This is a genomic window from Sedimenticola selenatireducens (assembly GCF_963675335.2).
Classification (GTDB): domain Bacteria; phylum Pseudomonadota; class Gammaproteobacteria; order Chromatiales; family Chromatiaceae; genus Sedimenticola; species Sedimenticola selenatireducens.
Map to the genome: position 1 here is coordinate 186,578 of NZ_CAXXYC010000002.1, position 16,421 is coordinate 202,998.

Consider the following 16,421-nt stretch of genomic DNA (forward strand, 5'->3'; position numbering starts at 1 on the left):
GCCCCATCTTACTGGCGAACTTTATATTATGGGGCGCTGGTGATCTTCGCCAGCGCCTTGGGCAGGGTATCATATTGAAAATGGAATCCCGCCTCGGGCAGACGTTCCGCGATCAGGTACTGTCCCGACGCCAGGGCTTCGGCACCTTTGCCAAAGAGCAGCTTCAGGGCAAACAGAGGCACGGGGAGCAGGACGGGACGGTGCAGTTGCTGGCCGAGTGCGCGGGCGAACCGCAGATTGGTGGTGGAATCAGGCGCGCTGAGGTGATAGATGCCGGTCATCTCCGGATGCGACAGCGCATAGCTGTAGGCGCGAATCAGATCATCGATGTGTATCCATGAAAATGGCTGGCTGCCATCGCCGATCGGGCCGCCCAGGCCCAGTCTAAATGGCAGCAGCAGCTGTTTCATCATGCCCCCATCCCGACCCAGTACCAGGCTCAAACGGAAGATCAGGGTGCGAACACCAACGGCTTCCGCCTGCCGGGCGGCCTGCTCCCAGTCGCGGGTAAGCCGGCCGAAAAAGCCGCCGGCATTGGGTGCATCGGATTCCTTGTAGCGTCCCTTGCTGTCAAAAGCGCCCATGGCGGAGGTGGAAATGAACAGCCCCGGACGCTGCTCCATCCGGGTCATCGCTTCCACCAGTGCGCGGGTGGTGAGCACACGGCTGTCATACAGCGCCTGCATGTACTTTTCGCTCCAGCGGCGACTGATATTTTCCCCCGCCAGATTGATTACCGCATCGCAGTTCTGGAGTTGACTGGCCAATCGTGCGCTGTCTGTGCGAACGTCGGCGCGTCCCAGTTGGACCAGCTGATGATCTTCACGGTTGAGTGCCCGGCAGAGGTGGCTGCCGATAAAGCCGGTGGCTCCGGTGATGGCGATTTTCATGGCGGTTCCTGATAACAGGGATATCTCTGTCAGTCTGCTTTAAGCATAGCCCAGCGCAGACGGCTTTGATCCGGCCGGACGCGTTGCGGTAATAGCCATGGCAAAATCCATTTTATTAATCTGCCGCAGACGCGTATAAGTCAACCTTTATCAGCACGCGCGAAGCTACGCCCAATCATGCTCACACACTCCGTCAGTCTCTATTTCGCCGCCGTCTTCATCTGGGGCTCCACCTGGTATGCCATCAAGTTTCAGCTGGGCACGGTTCCGGCAGAGCTTTCGGTGGCCTACCGCTTTGCCCTGGCGGCACTGATCCTCTTTGTCTGGTGCTGGGTACGCGGGCTGCCGCTCCGTTTTGACCGGCGAGAACACCTCTGGATGGCGCTGCAGGGATTCATGTTGTTCTGCCTCAACTACGTGATTTTCTACTGGGCCACGGCGGAACTGACCAGTGGTCTGATCGCTGTGATCTTCTCCACCATTGTGCTGATGAATATCCTCAATAGCGCGTTGTTCTTCCGCAAACCGATAGACGCCTCGATGGTGGTCGGTGCCCTCATCGGACTGATTGGAATCACCCTGGTGTTCTGGCCGGAGGTTGCCAATCTGCAGCACAATAGTGGCGCCCTGAAGGGGCTGCTTCTTAGTCTGCTGGGGACCTTTATCGCCTCATTGGGCAACATGATTTCGGCCAGAAACCAGCAGCAGCGCCTACCGGTAATTCAGAGCAACGCCTTCGGCATGGCCTATGGGGCGCTGATTCTGTTTCTGTATGCCGCGTTTCAGGGGGTGGGGCTCACCTACGATTGGTCTATCCCCTATAACCTTTCGCTGCTCTACCTGGCCCTGTTCGGTTCCGTACTCGCCTTCGGCAGCTATCTTACCCTGCTGGGACGGATCGGCCCGGAAAAGGCCGCCTATGCCACGGTGCTGTTCCCCCTGGTGGCACTGGGTATCTCGACGCTGTTTGAAAACTATCACTGGAGCCTGGTGGCGGCCGGCGGCGTGGCCCTGGTGTTGGCGGGGAATGTGCTGATCATTATGCCGAAACGGTTGCTGCTGCGCCTGGTTTCACCGCGCCGCATCGACCCGACGGAGGGGCATCCCTGACTCCGGCGCCCTGTTTACACCGCTTCCGGAGGGGGCTTTCTGTGCATCGCCGGCAATTGGGATATCAACATACCCACCAGCATGATCGCGCAGCCCAACAGTCCACGCGGCCCGAGGGATTCGTCCAGCAACAGCCAGCCTCCCAGCGCCGCAAAAACCGATTCCAGGCTGAGGATAATGGCGGCATGGGCCGCCGGTGCATGGCGTTGCGCCACCACCTGCAGGGTATAGGCGACGCCCACTGACAGAACACCGGCATAGGCGATGGGAATCCAGACGGTTGTGATGGCCTGTATTTCAAACCGTTCCCAGATCAGTGCCGAGCCAAGGCTGAGCAGGGTGCAGACTAGAAATTGCCCCAGCGCCAGACGAATGGCATCGATCCGACGGCACAGCCAGCCGATCAACAGAACATGCCCCGCCCAGAACAGGGCCCCGATCAGCTCCAGCAGATCTCCAAAAGCCAGTGTCAGGTCGTCCGTCATACTCAGAATGAATAATCCGATAACCGCAAGAGTGGCGCCGAACCAGGTATAGGGTGCTGTTTTTTGTCTCCAAAACAGTGCAATGATTGGTACCAGGACGATATAGAGGCCGGTGATAAATCCGGCGTTGCCGGCCGTAGTGTAGATGAGTCCAATCTGTTGCAGTGATGAGCCGCCAAACAGCAGTATGCCCGCGGCCAGGCTGCCGCCCAGCAGGGGAAGCAGGGGTTGATGGCGATCCGGCCTGCGCAACCAGACCAGTGGCAATAGTGACAGGCAACCGAGGGCGAAACGGGCCGTGTTAAATACAAAGGGGCCGATGTGTTCCATGCCGGCGCGCTGGGCTACAAAGGCCAGTCCCCAGATAATAGCGGTGACCAGCAGCAGGCCATCGGCTTGCCAGGTATTTGATTTCATCAGGAGGACTCGCGAAAGCAGTGGTGAGCAGTCTGCCTGGCAGATGCTTACAGTAGCAACAATTCTACAGTTTATAGTGGCTTTGTTCTATAATCCCGGCGAAGTGGATCTGCATGACTGCTCACAAGTTGTATCCGTGTCATCCAGTGATACTGAGTAATTACCGTTAACCAGACCCCGGACTTGTTGATGCCTGATGTGACAGCTGGTAATAATGACCCTGTTATGGTGGTCAAGGATCTCCACAAGCGTTTTTCCAGTCTGGAAGTTCTCAAGGGCATCACGCTGTCTGCTGACGAGGGTGATGTGATCTCGCTGATCGGCTCCAGCGGTTCCGGAAAAAGCACGCTCCTTCGGTGTATAAACCTTCTGGAAATACCCGATGCCGGCTCGGTCTACATTCATGGTGAGCTGATTCAGATGACCCGGAACCGCCGTGGTGAGCCGCTGGCTTCGGATCCGAGACAGGTCGATCGTATCCGTTCACGTCTGGGGATGGTATTTCAGAACTTCAATCTCTGGAGTCACATGAGCGTGCTGGAAAACGTCATGGAGGCCCCGGTGCACGTCCTTAAGGTGCCGAAAAAGGAAGCCAGGGAGCGGGCCATTGCGATGCTGGAGAAGGTCGGCATCGGAAATAAACTGAACGACTACCCGGCACAGCTCTCCGGTGGTCAGCAGCAGCGGGCGGCGATTGCACGGGCACTGGCCGTGGAGCCGGAATTGATGTTGTTTGATGAACCCACATCCGCACTGGACCCGGAAATGGTCGGGGAAGTGTTGCGGGTCATGCGCCAGTTGGCCGAAGAGGGGCGCACCATGCTGGTGGTAACCCATGAGATGGGGTTCGCCCGGGAGGTCTCTTCAAAAGTCCTGTTTTTACACCAGGGTCAGATCGAAGAGCAGGGCACCCCCGGCCAGGTATTCAACAACCCGGAATCGGAACGTTGCCGTCAATTTCTCACAAGTCATCTCTGAAGATTATCGCCGAGTGATACCACACACGACACAGTCAACCCTAAACAAGGAACGCTTATGAAACCGATCAGCATGCGCGCAATACTTCTCACCCTGCTTCTCTGTACCAGCGGATGGGCGACAGCCGATTCGATGAAGATCCGCATGGGTACCGAGGGAGCCTATCCCCCATTCAATCTTATTGATAAGAATGGCGAATTGGCCGGGTTTGATATCGAAATCGGTAATGCCCTCTGCGAGGCGATGAAGGCAGATTGTGAGTGGGTGACCTCGGATTGGGATGGCATCATTCCCGCCCTGCTGGCGAAAAAATTCGACACCATTATCGCCTCCATGTCGATTACCAACGAGCGCAAGGAGAAAGTCGCGTTCACCGATAAATACTACACCACCCCGGTCCGGTTCGCCCGTGCCAAGGGAACCGACTTCGAGATCTCGGAGAAGGCTCTGGAAGGCAAAATCGTTGGCGTGCAGGGCTCAACCGTCGCCGAGAACTTTTTACGGGGCCGCTTTGGTGAGATTGTAGAGGTGCGCGCCTACGGAACCCAGGATGAGGCCAATCTGGATCTGCTCTCCGGTCGCGTTGATCTGCTGCTGGCCGATTCTTTCGTGCTGGGTGAGTTTCTGAAATCCGAGAGTGGCCAGCCGGCTGAGTTTGTCGGACCCGGCTTCACGGACAAAAAATATCTGGGTGAAGGGATTGGTATCGCCGTGAGAAAGGAAGATACGGCCCTGTTGGAGAAGCTCAACCAGGCGATCAAACAGATTCGTGCAGATGGCACTTACGCCCGGATCAATGCCAAATACTTCGATTTCGATGTGTATGGTGAATAACGCCGGATTGACAGGCGGTTACCGGACCGGTCGAACCCATTCCCGGCGGGCGCATGTTTGATCTGAAAGGCTATGGCGGCATGCTGCTGGACGGGCTCTGGCTAACCGTGGCGGTGGGGCTCAGTTCAATGCTGCTGGCCGTGTTGCTCGGCCTGTTGGGGTCCTGGGGCAAGCTCTCCCGAAACCGACTGGCCAACTTTATCGCTGACACCTATACCACTGTGGTGCGCGGCATTCCGGAGTTGATCCTGCTGCTGTTGGTCTACTTTGGCGTGCCCACCCTGCTGCAGGATATTGCCAAACGATTGGGTCATGATATCCGCATAGACCTGGACCCGTTTCTGGCCGGGACTCTGGCAATTGGCTTCATTTATGGGGCGTTCAGTACCGAGGTGTTCAGAGGGGCGTTTATCTCCATTCCGTCAGGACAGTTGGAGGCGGCCAGGGCAATGGGGATGAGCCGGATACTCACCTTCCGGCGTATCCTGCTACCGCAGGCGATGCGATTTGCCCTGCCGGGACTGGGCAATGTCTGGATGGTGTTGCTGAAGGCGACCGCCCTGATATCGATCATTCAACTTGATGAGCTGATGCGCAAGACCAAGATCGCCGCCAATGCAACGCACCAGCCATTCACTTTCTACCTGCTCGCGTCCATTATCTTTCTTGGCCTGACCGTCGTCTCCATGCTACTGCAACACAGAGCGGAAAAGTGGGCGAATCGGGGCATCGCCGGGAAGCCGTGATGGATCTGCAAGTGGTCTGGGAAAATCTGCCGAAGCTGCTTCAGGGAGCACAACTGACCCTGGAGATTACCGTCACCAGTCTGTTGATCGGCCTGCTGATCGCAGTACCCGTGGCGCTGATGCGGTTGTCCAAGCACGCCGTATTCTGGATGCCGGCCTATGCCTATATCCTCTACTTTCGCGGTACCCCCCTGCTGGTGCAGTTGTTTCTGATCTATTATGGGAGTGGGCAATTTCGCGCCGAGTTGAGTGATCTGGGATTGTGGGGTTTCTTTCGCGATGCCTATTTCTGCGGCGTCCTGGCTCTGACCCTGAATACCGGTGCCTACACGGCTGAGATACTGCGCGGTGCGATTCAGGCGGTGCCGTCAGGCGATATCGAAGCGGCCCGCGCCTGCGGCATGGGTAGGGCCTTGATGTATCGCCGAATCATCCTTCCCAAGGCGATGCGACTCGCCTGGCCCATGTATGGCAACGAGGTGGTGTTTCTGATGCAGGCGACCTCCCTTGTCAGTGTGATCACCCTGCTCGATCTGACCGGGGTAGCCGGACGCATCATTTCCAAAACCTTTGCCGTTTATGAGATCTATATCGCCACGGCCTTGCTCTACCTGGTCATAACCTACGTTATTGTATTCCTGTTCAAGAGGATTGAGCGGCGGCTTAATCGCCATCTGGCGTGAAGGCCGGCCCGACAACCGGTTCCCGCTACTGACTTAAAAGCAGTTTCACCGCCATGGCGATGGTTGCGAGGATGATTGCCGGTCGCACCAGCGCCGCGCCACGGCGGATCACCATGCTGGAGCCCAGGCGTGCGCCGATAATCTGTCCCAACGCCATGACGATGGCGGCACTCCAGATCACCTGACCACTCCACAGAAAAATCACCAGCGACGTAGTGTTGGTCATCAGCACCAGGGGTTTGGTGTTGGCGGTAGCGCGGCGCATGTTGTAACCCAGCAGGCTGGTGAATGCGAAGGCAAAAAAAGAGCCAATGCCGGGGCCGAAAAATCCACCGTAGAAACCGATGCCGCCACCCACTGTCCAGTTGAACTTGCCCTGGCTGATCCTTGGATGTGAATCGTGATCATCCACCCGGGGTGAGAACCAGAAGTACAGTGCAATGCCGATCAGTAGGAAGGGAATAAGCCGTTGCAGAAAATCGGCGCTCATGTTCTGCACCGCAAAGGTGCCGACCGCCGCCCCCACACCGGCGCACAGCAGGGCCGGATAGAGCCGGGAAAAATCGATATGTCCCTTACGGAAATAGTTGATGGTGGAGGAGAGGGTGCCGAACACACTCTGGAATTTGTTGGTGGCCAGGGCGTTGATCGGCGGAATGCCGACGGAGAGCAGCACCGGCAGGGCGATCAGGCCGCCGGCACCGGCGATTGAACTGACGAATCCGGCGCTGAATCCGACCAGGGCCAGCAGTGCCAGCAGTTGTAATGAGAGTTCGATGATGCTGTCCCCGAATGGCAAATAGCCGCGAATAATTCCAGGTGATTTCGCAGGATGTGGTGACTTGGATGAACTGCATCGGTGGCGACTGATGCGCATCGTCCTGCTGGGTGGCTATTCTGACAACACACCGACCGTGGAGCAACCGCAATAGGTCGGGAATGTTTCGGAGTGGGGGTCGGAGTCAAACCGGCCAGGCATGTATTAAGCGGATCCCGAACGTAGGCGGATTGAATCCGGCCCCGGCATGTCCTGCGGCGGGCACCGCCTGCCCTATGGCTTGAATTGCGAGGGGGCTACTGATTCAAGGATTCAAAATAATCCTGTACCTGTTCGTCATCCAGATCATCCAGGTCGTCCAGATCGATATAACTGTAGTCGAACTCGTCATGTTCGAAACAGGCTTCGGAAAAGCCGATAGCGAGTTTGTCATTCATTGTCCTGTCTCCTGTAGTTGCCGTTTCAGGGCACAGGCTAGTCGACGAATGCGTCAGCTTGATGACAGAGTCAGGACTACTCTTTTTTCTGCCCGGTAATCATCCACAGCATCTGCAGTAACAGAGTATTGTCGAGGCGCGACTGCTGGCAGGTTTCGAGCTGCTTCTCTTCGTGACAGATCTTGTCGAACAGCAGGACGGATTGCCCGTCATACTCGACAAACAGCAGCCGGCTGCGGTCAACCACGTAGGCGACGGCGGCGGAAACGTCACGCTCGGTAAGATCCTCAAGCCCGCCTTTTGGAGGCATCTTCCCATGTCCGTTAATTGCGTGGCTGATCAGGGTCGCCAGCGGAGTCTTCAGACGTTCCTCCCAGTCATTCACGGATCCCAGCTGGGGGGCGCCGGAGTCGGGTTCGCCATGGCATTTGATGCACTCACCGGAAAAAACTGCCCGTCCCAGACCGAGGTTGTATTGCTGCGGCTGGGTCTTTTCCGGACCCGGATCGACAGCCGCCGCACTGCAGGCCATCAGGGTGCCGAACAGGGCAAACAGCAGTTGTTGTGTAAAACCGAAGCGGTGCATGGTATTTGATTCCGATGTTGGAAAAGAGTCCGTGACTGAAGCCGGTGAGCTGTCCAGCCGTCTTGGTTTAATGCTACATCCAACTATAGTCGGCCGCCTTGATTCAGGTCGCTAAAACCGCTGAACCGTTTCTGATTGGAGACAGCTGTCTCTATCTGCTGAACAATCGACAGGCGTTATTCGACCAGTCCGGCGGCCTGAATGTCTGCGTGATAGGAGGAGCGTACAAAAGGCCCGCTCGCCACGTGGGAGAAGCCGAGCGATTCACCGAACGTCTTCAACTGTTCGAACTCCGCCGGGGTGACATAGCGACTGACCGGCAGATGGTGCGGGCTGGGTTGCAGGTACTGACCCAGGGTCAGCAGTTCACAGCCGTGCAGACGCAGATCCTGCATCACTTGTCGGATCTCTTCCAGGGTTTCTCCCAGTCCCAGCATCAGGCCGGACTTGGTCGGTATCCCGGGGTTGTCCTGCTTGAACCGCTGCAACAGATCGAGTGACCACTGGTAATCGGCACCCGGGCGTACCGATTTGTAGAGTCGTGGCACGGTTTCCAGGTTGTGGTTGAGCACGTCCGGCGGGGTGGCGCCGAGCATCTCCAGGGCCTGTTCCATACGGCCGCGGAAATCCGGCACCAGGATCTCCACCTTGATACCGGGATTGGCCGCGCGTACTGCCTGGATACAGGCGGCGTAGTGACCGGCACCGCCATCCATCAGATCATCCCGGTCCACCGAGGTGATCACCACATAGCGCAGACGCATCTTGCGGACCGCGCCGGCGAGGCGCGCCGGTTCGTCCTGATCGAGGGCCAGCGGCCGGCCGTGCGCCACATCGCAAAAGGGACAGCGGCGGGTGCAGATGTCCCCCATGATCATGAAAGTGGCGGTGCCGTGGTGAAAGCACTCCGCCAGGTTGGGGCAGGCCGCCTCCTGACAGACCGTGTGCAGACCGGTCTCCGCCACCAGCGCCTCGACCCGGCGCCGCTGCGCCGGGTCGGGCAGCTTGATGCGCAGCCACTCCGGCTTCGGCAGCGGTGCGGCGGCAGGCACCACCTTGATCGGGATGCGCGATACCTTGTCGGCATCGCGCAGCTTCTCGCCCGCCACCACTTTGCGTTTTACACTGGAGTCTGTCATTTGGCTGGCCTTGTCCGTTACTTCTTGCGTTTCGGGATAAACAGATCGGTGATGGTGCCTTCAAACGCCTCGGCCGCCATCGCCACCGTCTCCGACAGGGTCGGGTGCGGGTGCACCGTCAGTCCGATGTCGGAAGCATCACAACCCATCTCGATCGCCAGACAGACCTCGGCAATCAGATCCCCGGCGTTGGGGCCGACAATGCCGGCGCCGATCACCTGTCCGCTCTCCTCGTCGAAGATCATCTTGGTGAGTCCTTCATCCCGTCCCAGGGAGAGGGAGCGACCGCTGGCCGCCCAGGGGAAGGCTCCTTTGCCGAACTTGATCCCTTCGGCCTTGGCCTCCGCCTCGGTCTTGCCGACCCAGGCAATCTCGGGATCGGTGTAGGCGACCGATGGGATGACCCAGGCGTCGAAGAAAGTGCTGAGTCCGGCGCACACCTCGGCCGCCACCTTGCCTTCATGCACTGCCTTGTGCGCCAGCATCGGCTGACCCACCACATCGCCAATGGCGAAGATGTGCGGCACATTGGTGCGCTGCTGCTTGTCCACATGGATAAAGCCGTGATCATCCACCGCCACGCCGGCGTTCCGGGCGTCGATCTTGTTGCCGTTGGGTGAACGGCCCACCGCCACCAGGATCGCGTCATAGAGCTGGGGTTCAAGGGCCTTGGCACCCTCGAAAGTGACGCGCAGCCCCTCTTTCAGGGCCTCCACCCGGGTTACGCGGGTCTGGGTGAGTATGGACTCGTACTGCTTCTCCAGCTTTTTGTGCAGCGGCTTGACGATGTCCTTGTCGGCACCGGTGATCAGGCTGTCAAGCATCTCCACGACGGTGATTTTACTGCCCAGGGCGTGATAGACGGTGGCCATCTCCAGGCCGATGATGCCGCCGCCGATCACCAGCATGCGCTTGGGAATCTCCCTCAACGCCAGGGCACCGGTGGAGTCGATGATGCGCGGATCATCCGGCAGGAACGGCAGTTTCACCGGTGCCGAACCGGCGGCGATGATGCACTGGGTGAAACCGACCGTGGTGCTGTTGCCCTCTGCATCGGTCACTTCGATATTGCTCTGGTCAATGAACTTGCCGTAGCCGTTCACTACCTGCACCTTGCGCTGTTTGGCCAGTCCCATCAGGCCACCGGTGAGGCGGGTAACCACACCGTTCTTCCAGTCGCGCAGGGCATCCAGATCCACTTCCGGTTCAATGAACTTGAGACCGTGTTTGCGAAAATCGCGCGACTCCTCCAGCACCTTGGCGGCATGCAGCAGCGCCTTGGAGGGAATGCATCCTACATTCAGACAGACCCCGCCCAGGCTGCTGTGACGTTCGATCAGGATCACCTTCTTGCCCAGGTCGGCGGCACGGAAGGCGGCGGTATAACCGCCGGGACCCGCGCCCAGCACCACCACGTCGGCCTGGATATCGGCATTGCCGATATAGGCTGTCGGCTCCTGGCTGGCGGCTACCTTCGGGGCGGCCGGTGGCGGACTGGCAGCCGTCGATGCGGCCTTGGCCCCGGCGGCGCCGGGACTCGCTACCTCCAGGGTGAGCACCAGGTCACCCTGGGATACCTGCTCGCCCACCTTGACATGCACCGAGTGGACCGTACCACTGCTGGGGGAGGGGACCTCCATGGAGGCCTTGTCGCTCTCCAGCGTGAGCATCGGCGTCTCGACATTGATCTTGTCGCCTGGCATCACCAGCACTTCAATGACATCCACGTCCTGGAAGTCTCCGATATCGGGGACGTACACATCCTGCAACACGGTTTTGCCGGCATCACCCGGTGCCGCACCGCTTTTGGCGCTGCCCTGTACCAGTGGGTGCGGTTCCTCTGCCGCCACCTTGGGTTCAACCGCTTTATCCAGGCTCAGGATCAGGCTACCCCTGGATACCTTGTCACCCAGCTTGACGAGAATTTCCTGCACCGTACCCGATAGCGGTGAGGGGATCTCCATGGAGGCCTTGTCGCTCTCCAGGGTAATCAGGGGGTCGTCAATATTGATTGCATCACCCACCGACACCAGGATCTCGATAATCTCCACATCTTCGAACTCCCCGATATCGGGGACGTGAATCTGTTCTATGTTGCTCATGGTCTTATTCCGTTTGTTTTGGTGTTGGGGATGTTCAGAGCAGCAACCGCCGCACGTCGTTCATCAGCACGCCGAGGTGACGCACGAAGTGCGCGGCCTGGGCGCCGTCGATAACCCGATGATCGTAGGAGAGTGACATCGGCTGCATCAGGCGGGGGATGAACTCACTACCGTTCCAGACCGGCTTCATCTGTGAACGGGTGAGACCGAGAATGGCTACCTCCGGCGCGTTGACGATCGGGGTAAAGGCAGTGCCGCCGATGCCGCCAAGGCTGGAGATGGTAAAGGTGGCACCCTGCATGTCGCCGGGTTTCAACTTCTTGTCCCGTGCCTTGGCGCTCATCTCCATCAGCTCGGCAGAAATCTCGAAGATGCTCTTCTGGTCCACATCCCGGATCACCGGCACCACCAGCCCGTTCGGTGTATCGACTGCCACGCCAATATTGATGTACTTCTTCAGGATCAGGTTTTCGCCGCTGCCATCCAGGGATGAGTTGAAGGTCGGATAGGCCTTCAGGGTGGCGGCACACGCCTTCATGAAGAAACTCAACAGGGTGACCCGCACGCCCTGTTTCTCGGTCTCCGCCTTGAGTGATTTGCGGAACGCCTCCACTTCGGTGATATCGGTCTCGTCGTGGTGGGTGACGTGGGGGACGTTCAGCCAGGCACGACTCAGATTGATGCCGGTGAGTCGCTTGATTTTGCTTAGCGGTTGGAACTCCACCTCGCCGAACCTGGAGAAGTCCTGCTCCGGAATGGCGGGAATGCCGGACCCGGCCGCTGCGGCGGCTGCCGGCCTGGGCTCTTCAAATTGTCCGCTGGCCAGTGCCTGCAGTACCCGCTGACCCGCATTGGAGAGATCTTCCTGGGTGATACGGCCCTTGCGGCCGGTACCCTGCAGGGTATTCAGATCAATGCCCTTTTCGCGGGCGATACGCCGTACCGACGGGCTGGCATGGGTGCGCTCGAATGAGACATGGCGCAAATCGGCGGCGGGTTCGGTGACCGGGGCGGCGCTGCCGGGTGCCGGCTTCGCTGCAACCGGAGCGGCTGTGGGCGCCGGGGCCGCTGCCGGAGCCGGTTCTGCCGCCGCTGGTTTGTCTGCCGCTGCGGCGCCTTCAACCTCCAGCAACAGGATCAGACTCCCTTCGGAGACCTTATCTCCCAGGGATACTTTCAGCTCCTTCACCACGCCGGCATCGGAGGAGGGGATCTCCATGGAGGCCTTGTCACTCTCCAGGGTAATCAGCGGGTCATCCACGGCGATGGTGTCACCGGGGGCTACCAGGATCTCGATCAATTCAACGTCGCTGAAGTCACCGATATCCGGTACAAGAATTTCTTTAATAGTCACGTCTGTTTCTCCTTGTTCTGTGCGCGGCTTAAACGGTTACCGGATTGGGTTTGTCGGCGTCGATGCCGTACTGCTTGATCGCCTGACTCACCAGCTTGACCGGTATGACGCCTTCATCAGCCAGTGCCTTTAGGGCGGTGACGGCGACATAATAGCGGTCCACCTCGAAGTGGCGGCGCAGGCCTTCACGGCTGTCGGAACGACCGAATCCATCGGTGCCCAGAACATGATAGCGGGCGGGCACGAAGGGGCGGATCTGCTCGGCAAAGGCCTTCATATAGTCACTGGCGGCGATCACCGGACCCTCGCGGTCCTTCAGGCACGCCTCCACGTGGCTGACCCGTGCGGTCTGTTCCGGATGCAGACGGTTCCAGCGCTCCACATCCTGCCCGTCGCGGCACAGTTCATTGAAACTGGTGGCGCTCCAGATGTCGGCCGAGATGTTGAAGTCGTTCTTCAGCAGTTCCGCACCGGCGATCACCTCGTTGAGGATAGTGCCGCAGCCCAGTAATTGTACCCGTGGGTTTTTCTTCTTGCCCTTCTTCTCCACTTCGCTGCTTTGCAGGTGGTAGAGCCCCTTGAGAATGCCTTCCTCGGCGCCTTCCGGCATGTCGGGGTGGCTGTAGTTCTCGTTCATGGTGGTCAGGTAGTAGAAGACGTTTTCCTGCTCCTGGAACATGCGCCGCATGCCTTCATGCACAATCACCGCCACTTCGTAGTGGTAGGTGGGGTCGTAGGAGACGCAGTTGGGGATGAAGCTGGCGAACAGCTGGCTGTGGCCATCCTGATGCTGCAGTCCCTCGCCATTGAGCGTGGTGCGACCGGCGGTGCCGCCCACCAGGAAGCCGCGTGCCTGCAGGTCGCCGGCGGCCCAGGCCAGGTCGCCGACACGCTGGAAACCAAACATGGAGTAGTAGATATAGAACGGAATCATGGTGACGCCGTGGCTGCTGTAGGCGCTGGAGGCGGCAATCCAGGACGACATAGCGCCGGCCTCGTTAATGCCCTCCTGCAGCAGCTGGCCCTTTTTATCCTCGCGGTAGGGCATGATGTCGCCGGAGTCCATGGGCGTGTAGAGCTGTCCCTCCGGGGCGTAGATGCCCATCTGGCGGAACATGCCCTCCATACCGAAGGTGCGCGCCTCGTCCGGTACGATTGGGACCAGGCGCGGACCGATCTCCTTGTTGCGGGAGATGGCGACCATGGCCCTTACCAGCGCCATGGTGGTGGACATGGTGCGCTGTCCCGTGCCTTTTAGCAGCAGGTCGAACATGGAGAGATCGGGAATGGTCAGGACATCACCCTGGGTGCGCCGTTCCGGCAGGTAGCCGCCCAATTTCTGGCGGTGGTTGTGCAGGTACTGCATCTCCGGGCTGCCATCGGCCGGTTTCAGGAAGTTGGCCTCCAGGACATCCTCTTCGGAGATATCGAGATCGAGTCGGGCGCGGAATTTCTTTAGCTGATCATTACCCAGCTTCTTCTGCTGGTGGGAGATGTTCTGTCCTTCGCCGGCCTCACCCATGCCGTAACCCTTGACGGTCTTGGCCAGAATCAGGGTCGGTTGGCCCTCGGTATTGACCGCCTCGGAGTAGGCGGCGAACACCTTCTGTGGATCGTGGCCACCACGGATCAGGTCGTGGTAGATCTGGTCGTCGGTCATGTGCTCCACCATCTTCTTCAGCTCGGGGTATTTGCCGAAGAAGTACTCACGCACATAGGCACCGTCCTTCGCCTTGAAGCTCTGGTACTCGCCATCCACACACTCTTCCATGCGTTTGCGCAGCAGACCGTTGTGGTCCTGTGCCAGCAGTTTGTCCCAGGCTGCACCCCAGATCACCTTGATCACATTCCAGCCGGTGCCGCGGAAGTTGCCTTCCAGCTCCTGGATGATCTTGCCGTTGCCGCGTACCGGGCCGTCCAGTCGCTGCAGATTACAGTTGATCACAAAGATCAGGTTGTCCAGCTTTTCGCGCACGGCGAGCGCGATGGCGCCCTGCGCCTCCGGCTCGTCGGTCTCGCCGTCACCCAGGAATACCCACACCTTGCGATTGGATTTGGGAATCAGGCCACGATTCTCCAGATATTTCATGAAGCGTGCCTGGTAGATCGCCATGATCGGTCCCAGGCCCATGGAAACGGTAGGGAATTGCCAGAAGTTCTTCATCAACCAGGGATGGGGGTAGGAGGGGATGCCCTTGCCGCCGGTCTCCATTCGGTAGTTGTCCAACTGCTCTTCGCTGATGCGGCCTTCCAGGAAGGCGCGGGCGTAGATGCCCGGTGCCGCATGGCCCTGGAAGTAGATCAGATCGCCGCCGTGCGCATCACTGGCGGCACGCCAGAAGTGGTTGAAGCCGGTCTCGTAGAGCACGGCGGAGGACTGGAAGCTGGCGATGTGCCCACCCGGGGCGGCCGGCTTGCGGTTGGCCCGCACCACCATGGCCATGGCGTTCCAGCGGACGATGTCACGCAGCCTGGCTTCAACTGCGGGGTCTCCCGGCAGGCTCGGCTCGCGGCTGACCGGGATTGAGTTTAGATAAGGGGTTCGGGAGCAGTCGGGTGGCTCGACGCCTGCGGCCGTGGCCTTGTCGATGGTACGTTTGATCAGGAATTTCGCACGTTCCGTGCCTTCCCGCTCCAGTACCACATCGATTGCTTCCATCCACTCCAGGGTCTCCTGGGGGTCCACGTCCCGGTATTCACTTGAACGATCGCTCATTTGATCTCTTCCTCGACTGGTTTAGTGCTGTGCTCGGATTATTGGTGGCACATTGTTAGTAGTATTAATGGTCTGACCATTAAAAGGTATGTTAATAAACATGTCAAATAATTTTATGGTATGTATAACAAGGATTTAAGAAGTTACAGTGGTAATGGAATTAAATATTTAAAAAACAAATATTTATTATTGCTTCGTTATTTATGCTGATTAGTGTTAAAACAATGGTCAGACAAATAATTGGTTGTATATAATGTAAACGTTTCTCCGTTGTTCGGGTGAAGACGGTAGAAATTCAGTGTAGTGCATGGATGCCAAACTGTTTTCGATTGCCACTGGGGCTACGGCCGCGGGCAGTTGATAAATCAGGGATCGGGACAGTTTTTTTCCGATTCCTTGGAGGTGGCGTCCCGGGACAGGGGCATCTACCGCCAATTAATCCGGAGAAGTACCATGCAGTTACAACCCATCAAACCGGCCAGGGTCTCGGACTCGATCGTCGAGCAGCTGAAAACCCAGATTATCAAAGGTGTATTAAAGCCCGGTGACAAGCTGCCGGCAGAACGGGAGCTGGTCGAACAGCTCAAGGTGTCCCGCCCCTCGGTGCGCGAGGCGCTGCTGAAGCTGGAGGCCCAGGGTCTGATTTACAGTCGACAAGGCGAGGGTACCTTTGTGCTGGATGCACTCGGTACCACCATTACCAACCCATTGGCCAATCTGCTGAAAGATAACCCGGAGGCGCTCTCCGATGTGATGGAGTGCCGACACGGTCTGGAGGAGCTGGCGGCCAGTTATGCGGCGGCCCGGGCGACCGAAATGGACCGTGCAGTTATTCGGGAACGTTTCCAGGCGCTTCAGGCGGCCCATGAGCGGCGTGATCTGGAGTTGGAGGCACAGGCGGATGCCGCCTTCCATATGGCAATTGCCGATGCCTCGCACAATGTGGCGTTGATCCACCTTACCCAAAGTCTGTTCGATCTGCTGGGTGATATGGTGCTGCATAACTGGGAGAAGATTTACACCATGGAGGAGAGTTATCAGGCGATCCATGCCCAGCATGGAGAAATCTATCAGGCGATCTTTTCCGGTGACTCCAACCAGGCACGGCATGCCGCCCATGAGCATCTGGCCTACATCGGAAAATGCCTGCGGGGAGCAGGCTGACC

The 16,421-nt window shown here is 58.5% G+C and carries 15 protein-coding genes; 6 read left to right on the plus strand and 9 right to left on the minus strand.

What is annotated here, in order from left to right; translation table 11 throughout:
- Nucleotides 1-26: 26 nt before the first annotated feature.
- A complete protein-coding gene (locus tag ACHZBF_RS03370) occupies nucleotides 27-890 on the minus strand; it encodes a TIGR01777 family oxidoreductase (protein WP_321527682.1) in 864 nt (287 codons plus the stop codon).
- A gap of 177 nt (nucleotides 891-1,067) precedes the next feature.
- Between ACHZBF_RS03370 and ACHZBF_RS03375 the strand changes: the two genes are divergently transcribed.
- Nucleotides 1,068-2,000, plus strand: coding sequence for a DMT family transporter (locus tag ACHZBF_RS03375; RefSeq protein WP_273437155.1), 933 nt, complete (start codon nucleotides 1,068-1,070; stop codon nucleotides 1,998-2,000).
- 14 nt (nucleotides 2,001-2,014) lie between these two features.
- Here ACHZBF_RS03375 and ACHZBF_RS03380 read toward each other — a convergent pair whose 3' ends face one another.
- A complete protein-coding gene (locus tag ACHZBF_RS03380) occupies nucleotides 2,015-2,902 on the minus strand; it encodes a DMT family transporter (protein WP_321527683.1) in 888 nt (295 codons plus the stop codon).
- Nucleotides 2,903-3,091: 189 nt separating this feature from the next.
- Between ACHZBF_RS03380 and ACHZBF_RS03385 the strand changes: the two genes are divergently transcribed.
- Genes ACHZBF_RS03385 through ACHZBF_RS03400 form a run of 4 tightly spaced genes read left to right on the plus strand, consistent with a single transcriptional unit; the run spans nucleotide 3,092 to nucleotide 6,143 of the window.
- Nucleotides 3,092-3,880, plus strand: a complete 789-nt coding sequence (locus ACHZBF_RS03385) for an ATP-binding cassette domain-containing protein (protein ID WP_037374833.1) — start codon at nucleotides 3,092-3,094, stop codon at nucleotides 3,878-3,880.
- Between the two features lie 57 nt (nucleotides 3,881-3,937).
- Nucleotides 3,938-4,714, plus strand: coding sequence for an ABC transporter substrate-binding protein (locus ACHZBF_RS03390; RefSeq protein WP_029132772.1), 777 nt, complete (start codon nucleotides 3,938-3,940; stop codon nucleotides 4,712-4,714).
- A 53-nt stretch (nucleotides 4,715-4,767) separates the two neighbouring features.
- Nucleotides 4,768-5,460, plus strand: coding sequence for an ABC transporter permease (locus ACHZBF_RS03395; protein ID WP_029132771.1), 693 nt, complete (start codon nucleotides 4,768-4,770; stop codon nucleotides 5,458-5,460).
- Complete coding sequence (locus ACHZBF_RS03400; protein WP_029132770.1) at nucleotides 5,460-6,143, plus strand: ABC transporter permease; 684 nt, start codon at nucleotides 5,460-5,462, stop codon at nucleotides 6,141-6,143. The genes ACHZBF_RS03395 and ACHZBF_RS03400 overlap by 1 nt, the downstream gene beginning before the upstream one ends.
- Nucleotides 6,144-6,168: 25 nt before the next feature.
- Here the strand turns inward: ACHZBF_RS03400 and ACHZBF_RS03405 are convergent, their stop codons facing one another.
- The 7 genes from ACHZBF_RS03405 to aceE all read right to left on the minus strand — a co-directional run bounded on the left by ACHZBF_RS03405 (nucleotide 6,169) and on the right by aceE (nucleotide 15,255).
- Nucleotides 6,169-6,942 (minus strand): TSUP family transporter, encoded by a 774-nt coding sequence (locus ACHZBF_RS03405; RefSeq protein WP_321527684.1) that lies wholly within the window; start codon nucleotides 6,940-6,942, stop codon nucleotides 6,169-6,171.
- 275 nt (nucleotides 6,943-7,217) lie between these two features.
- The gene (locus tag ACHZBF_RS03410; protein ID WP_321527685.1) at nucleotides 7,218-7,358 is read right to left on the minus strand and encodes a hypothetical protein; all 141 of its coding nucleotides are present in this window, start codon (nucleotides 7,356-7,358) and stop codon (nucleotides 7,218-7,220) included.
- A 76-nt stretch (nucleotides 7,359-7,434) separates the two neighbouring features.
- Nucleotides 7,435-7,944 carry a c-type cytochrome gene (locus ACHZBF_RS03415; RefSeq protein WP_321527686.1) on the minus strand — a complete coding sequence of 170 codons (510 nt, stop codon included), beginning with the start codon at nucleotides 7,942-7,944 and terminating at the stop codon, nucleotides 7,435-7,437.
- Nucleotides 7,945-8,120: 176 nt separating this feature from the next.
- Nucleotides 8,121-9,083 carry a lipoyl synthase gene (gene lipA / locus ACHZBF_RS03420; protein WP_321527687.1) on the minus strand — a complete coding sequence of 321 codons (963 nt, stop codon included), beginning with the start codon at nucleotides 9,081-9,083 and terminating at the stop codon, nucleotides 8,121-8,123.
- A gap of 17 nt (nucleotides 9,084-9,100) precedes the next feature.
- Nucleotides 9,101-11,185, minus strand: coding sequence for a dihydrolipoyl dehydrogenase (gene lpdA / locus ACHZBF_RS03425; protein WP_321527688.1), 2,085 nt, complete (start codon nucleotides 11,183-11,185; stop codon nucleotides 9,101-9,103).
- A 34-nt stretch (nucleotides 11,186-11,219) separates the two neighbouring features.
- Entirely contained in the window at nucleotides 11,220-12,539 is a 1,320-nt protein-coding gene (gene aceF / locus ACHZBF_RS03430; RefSeq protein ID WP_321527689.1) for a dihydrolipoyllysine-residue acetyltransferase, read from the minus strand.
- Between the two features lie 28 nt (nucleotides 12,540-12,567).
- Nucleotides 12,568-15,255 carry a pyruvate dehydrogenase (acetyl-transferring), homodimeric type gene (gene aceE / locus ACHZBF_RS03435; protein WP_321527690.1) on the minus strand — a complete coding sequence of 896 codons (2,688 nt, stop codon included), beginning with the start codon at nucleotides 15,253-15,255 and terminating at the stop codon, nucleotides 12,568-12,570.
- 453 nt (nucleotides 15,256-15,708) lie between these two features.
- Here aceE and ACHZBF_RS03440 point away from each other — a divergent pair, with 453 nt between their 5' ends.
- Nucleotides 15,709-16,419 (plus strand): GntR family transcriptional regulator, encoded by a 711-nt coding sequence (locus ACHZBF_RS03440; RefSeq protein WP_051301911.1) that lies wholly within the window; start codon nucleotides 15,709-15,711, stop codon nucleotides 16,417-16,419.
- The last annotated feature ends 2 nt before the right edge of the window (nucleotides 16,420-16,421 follow it).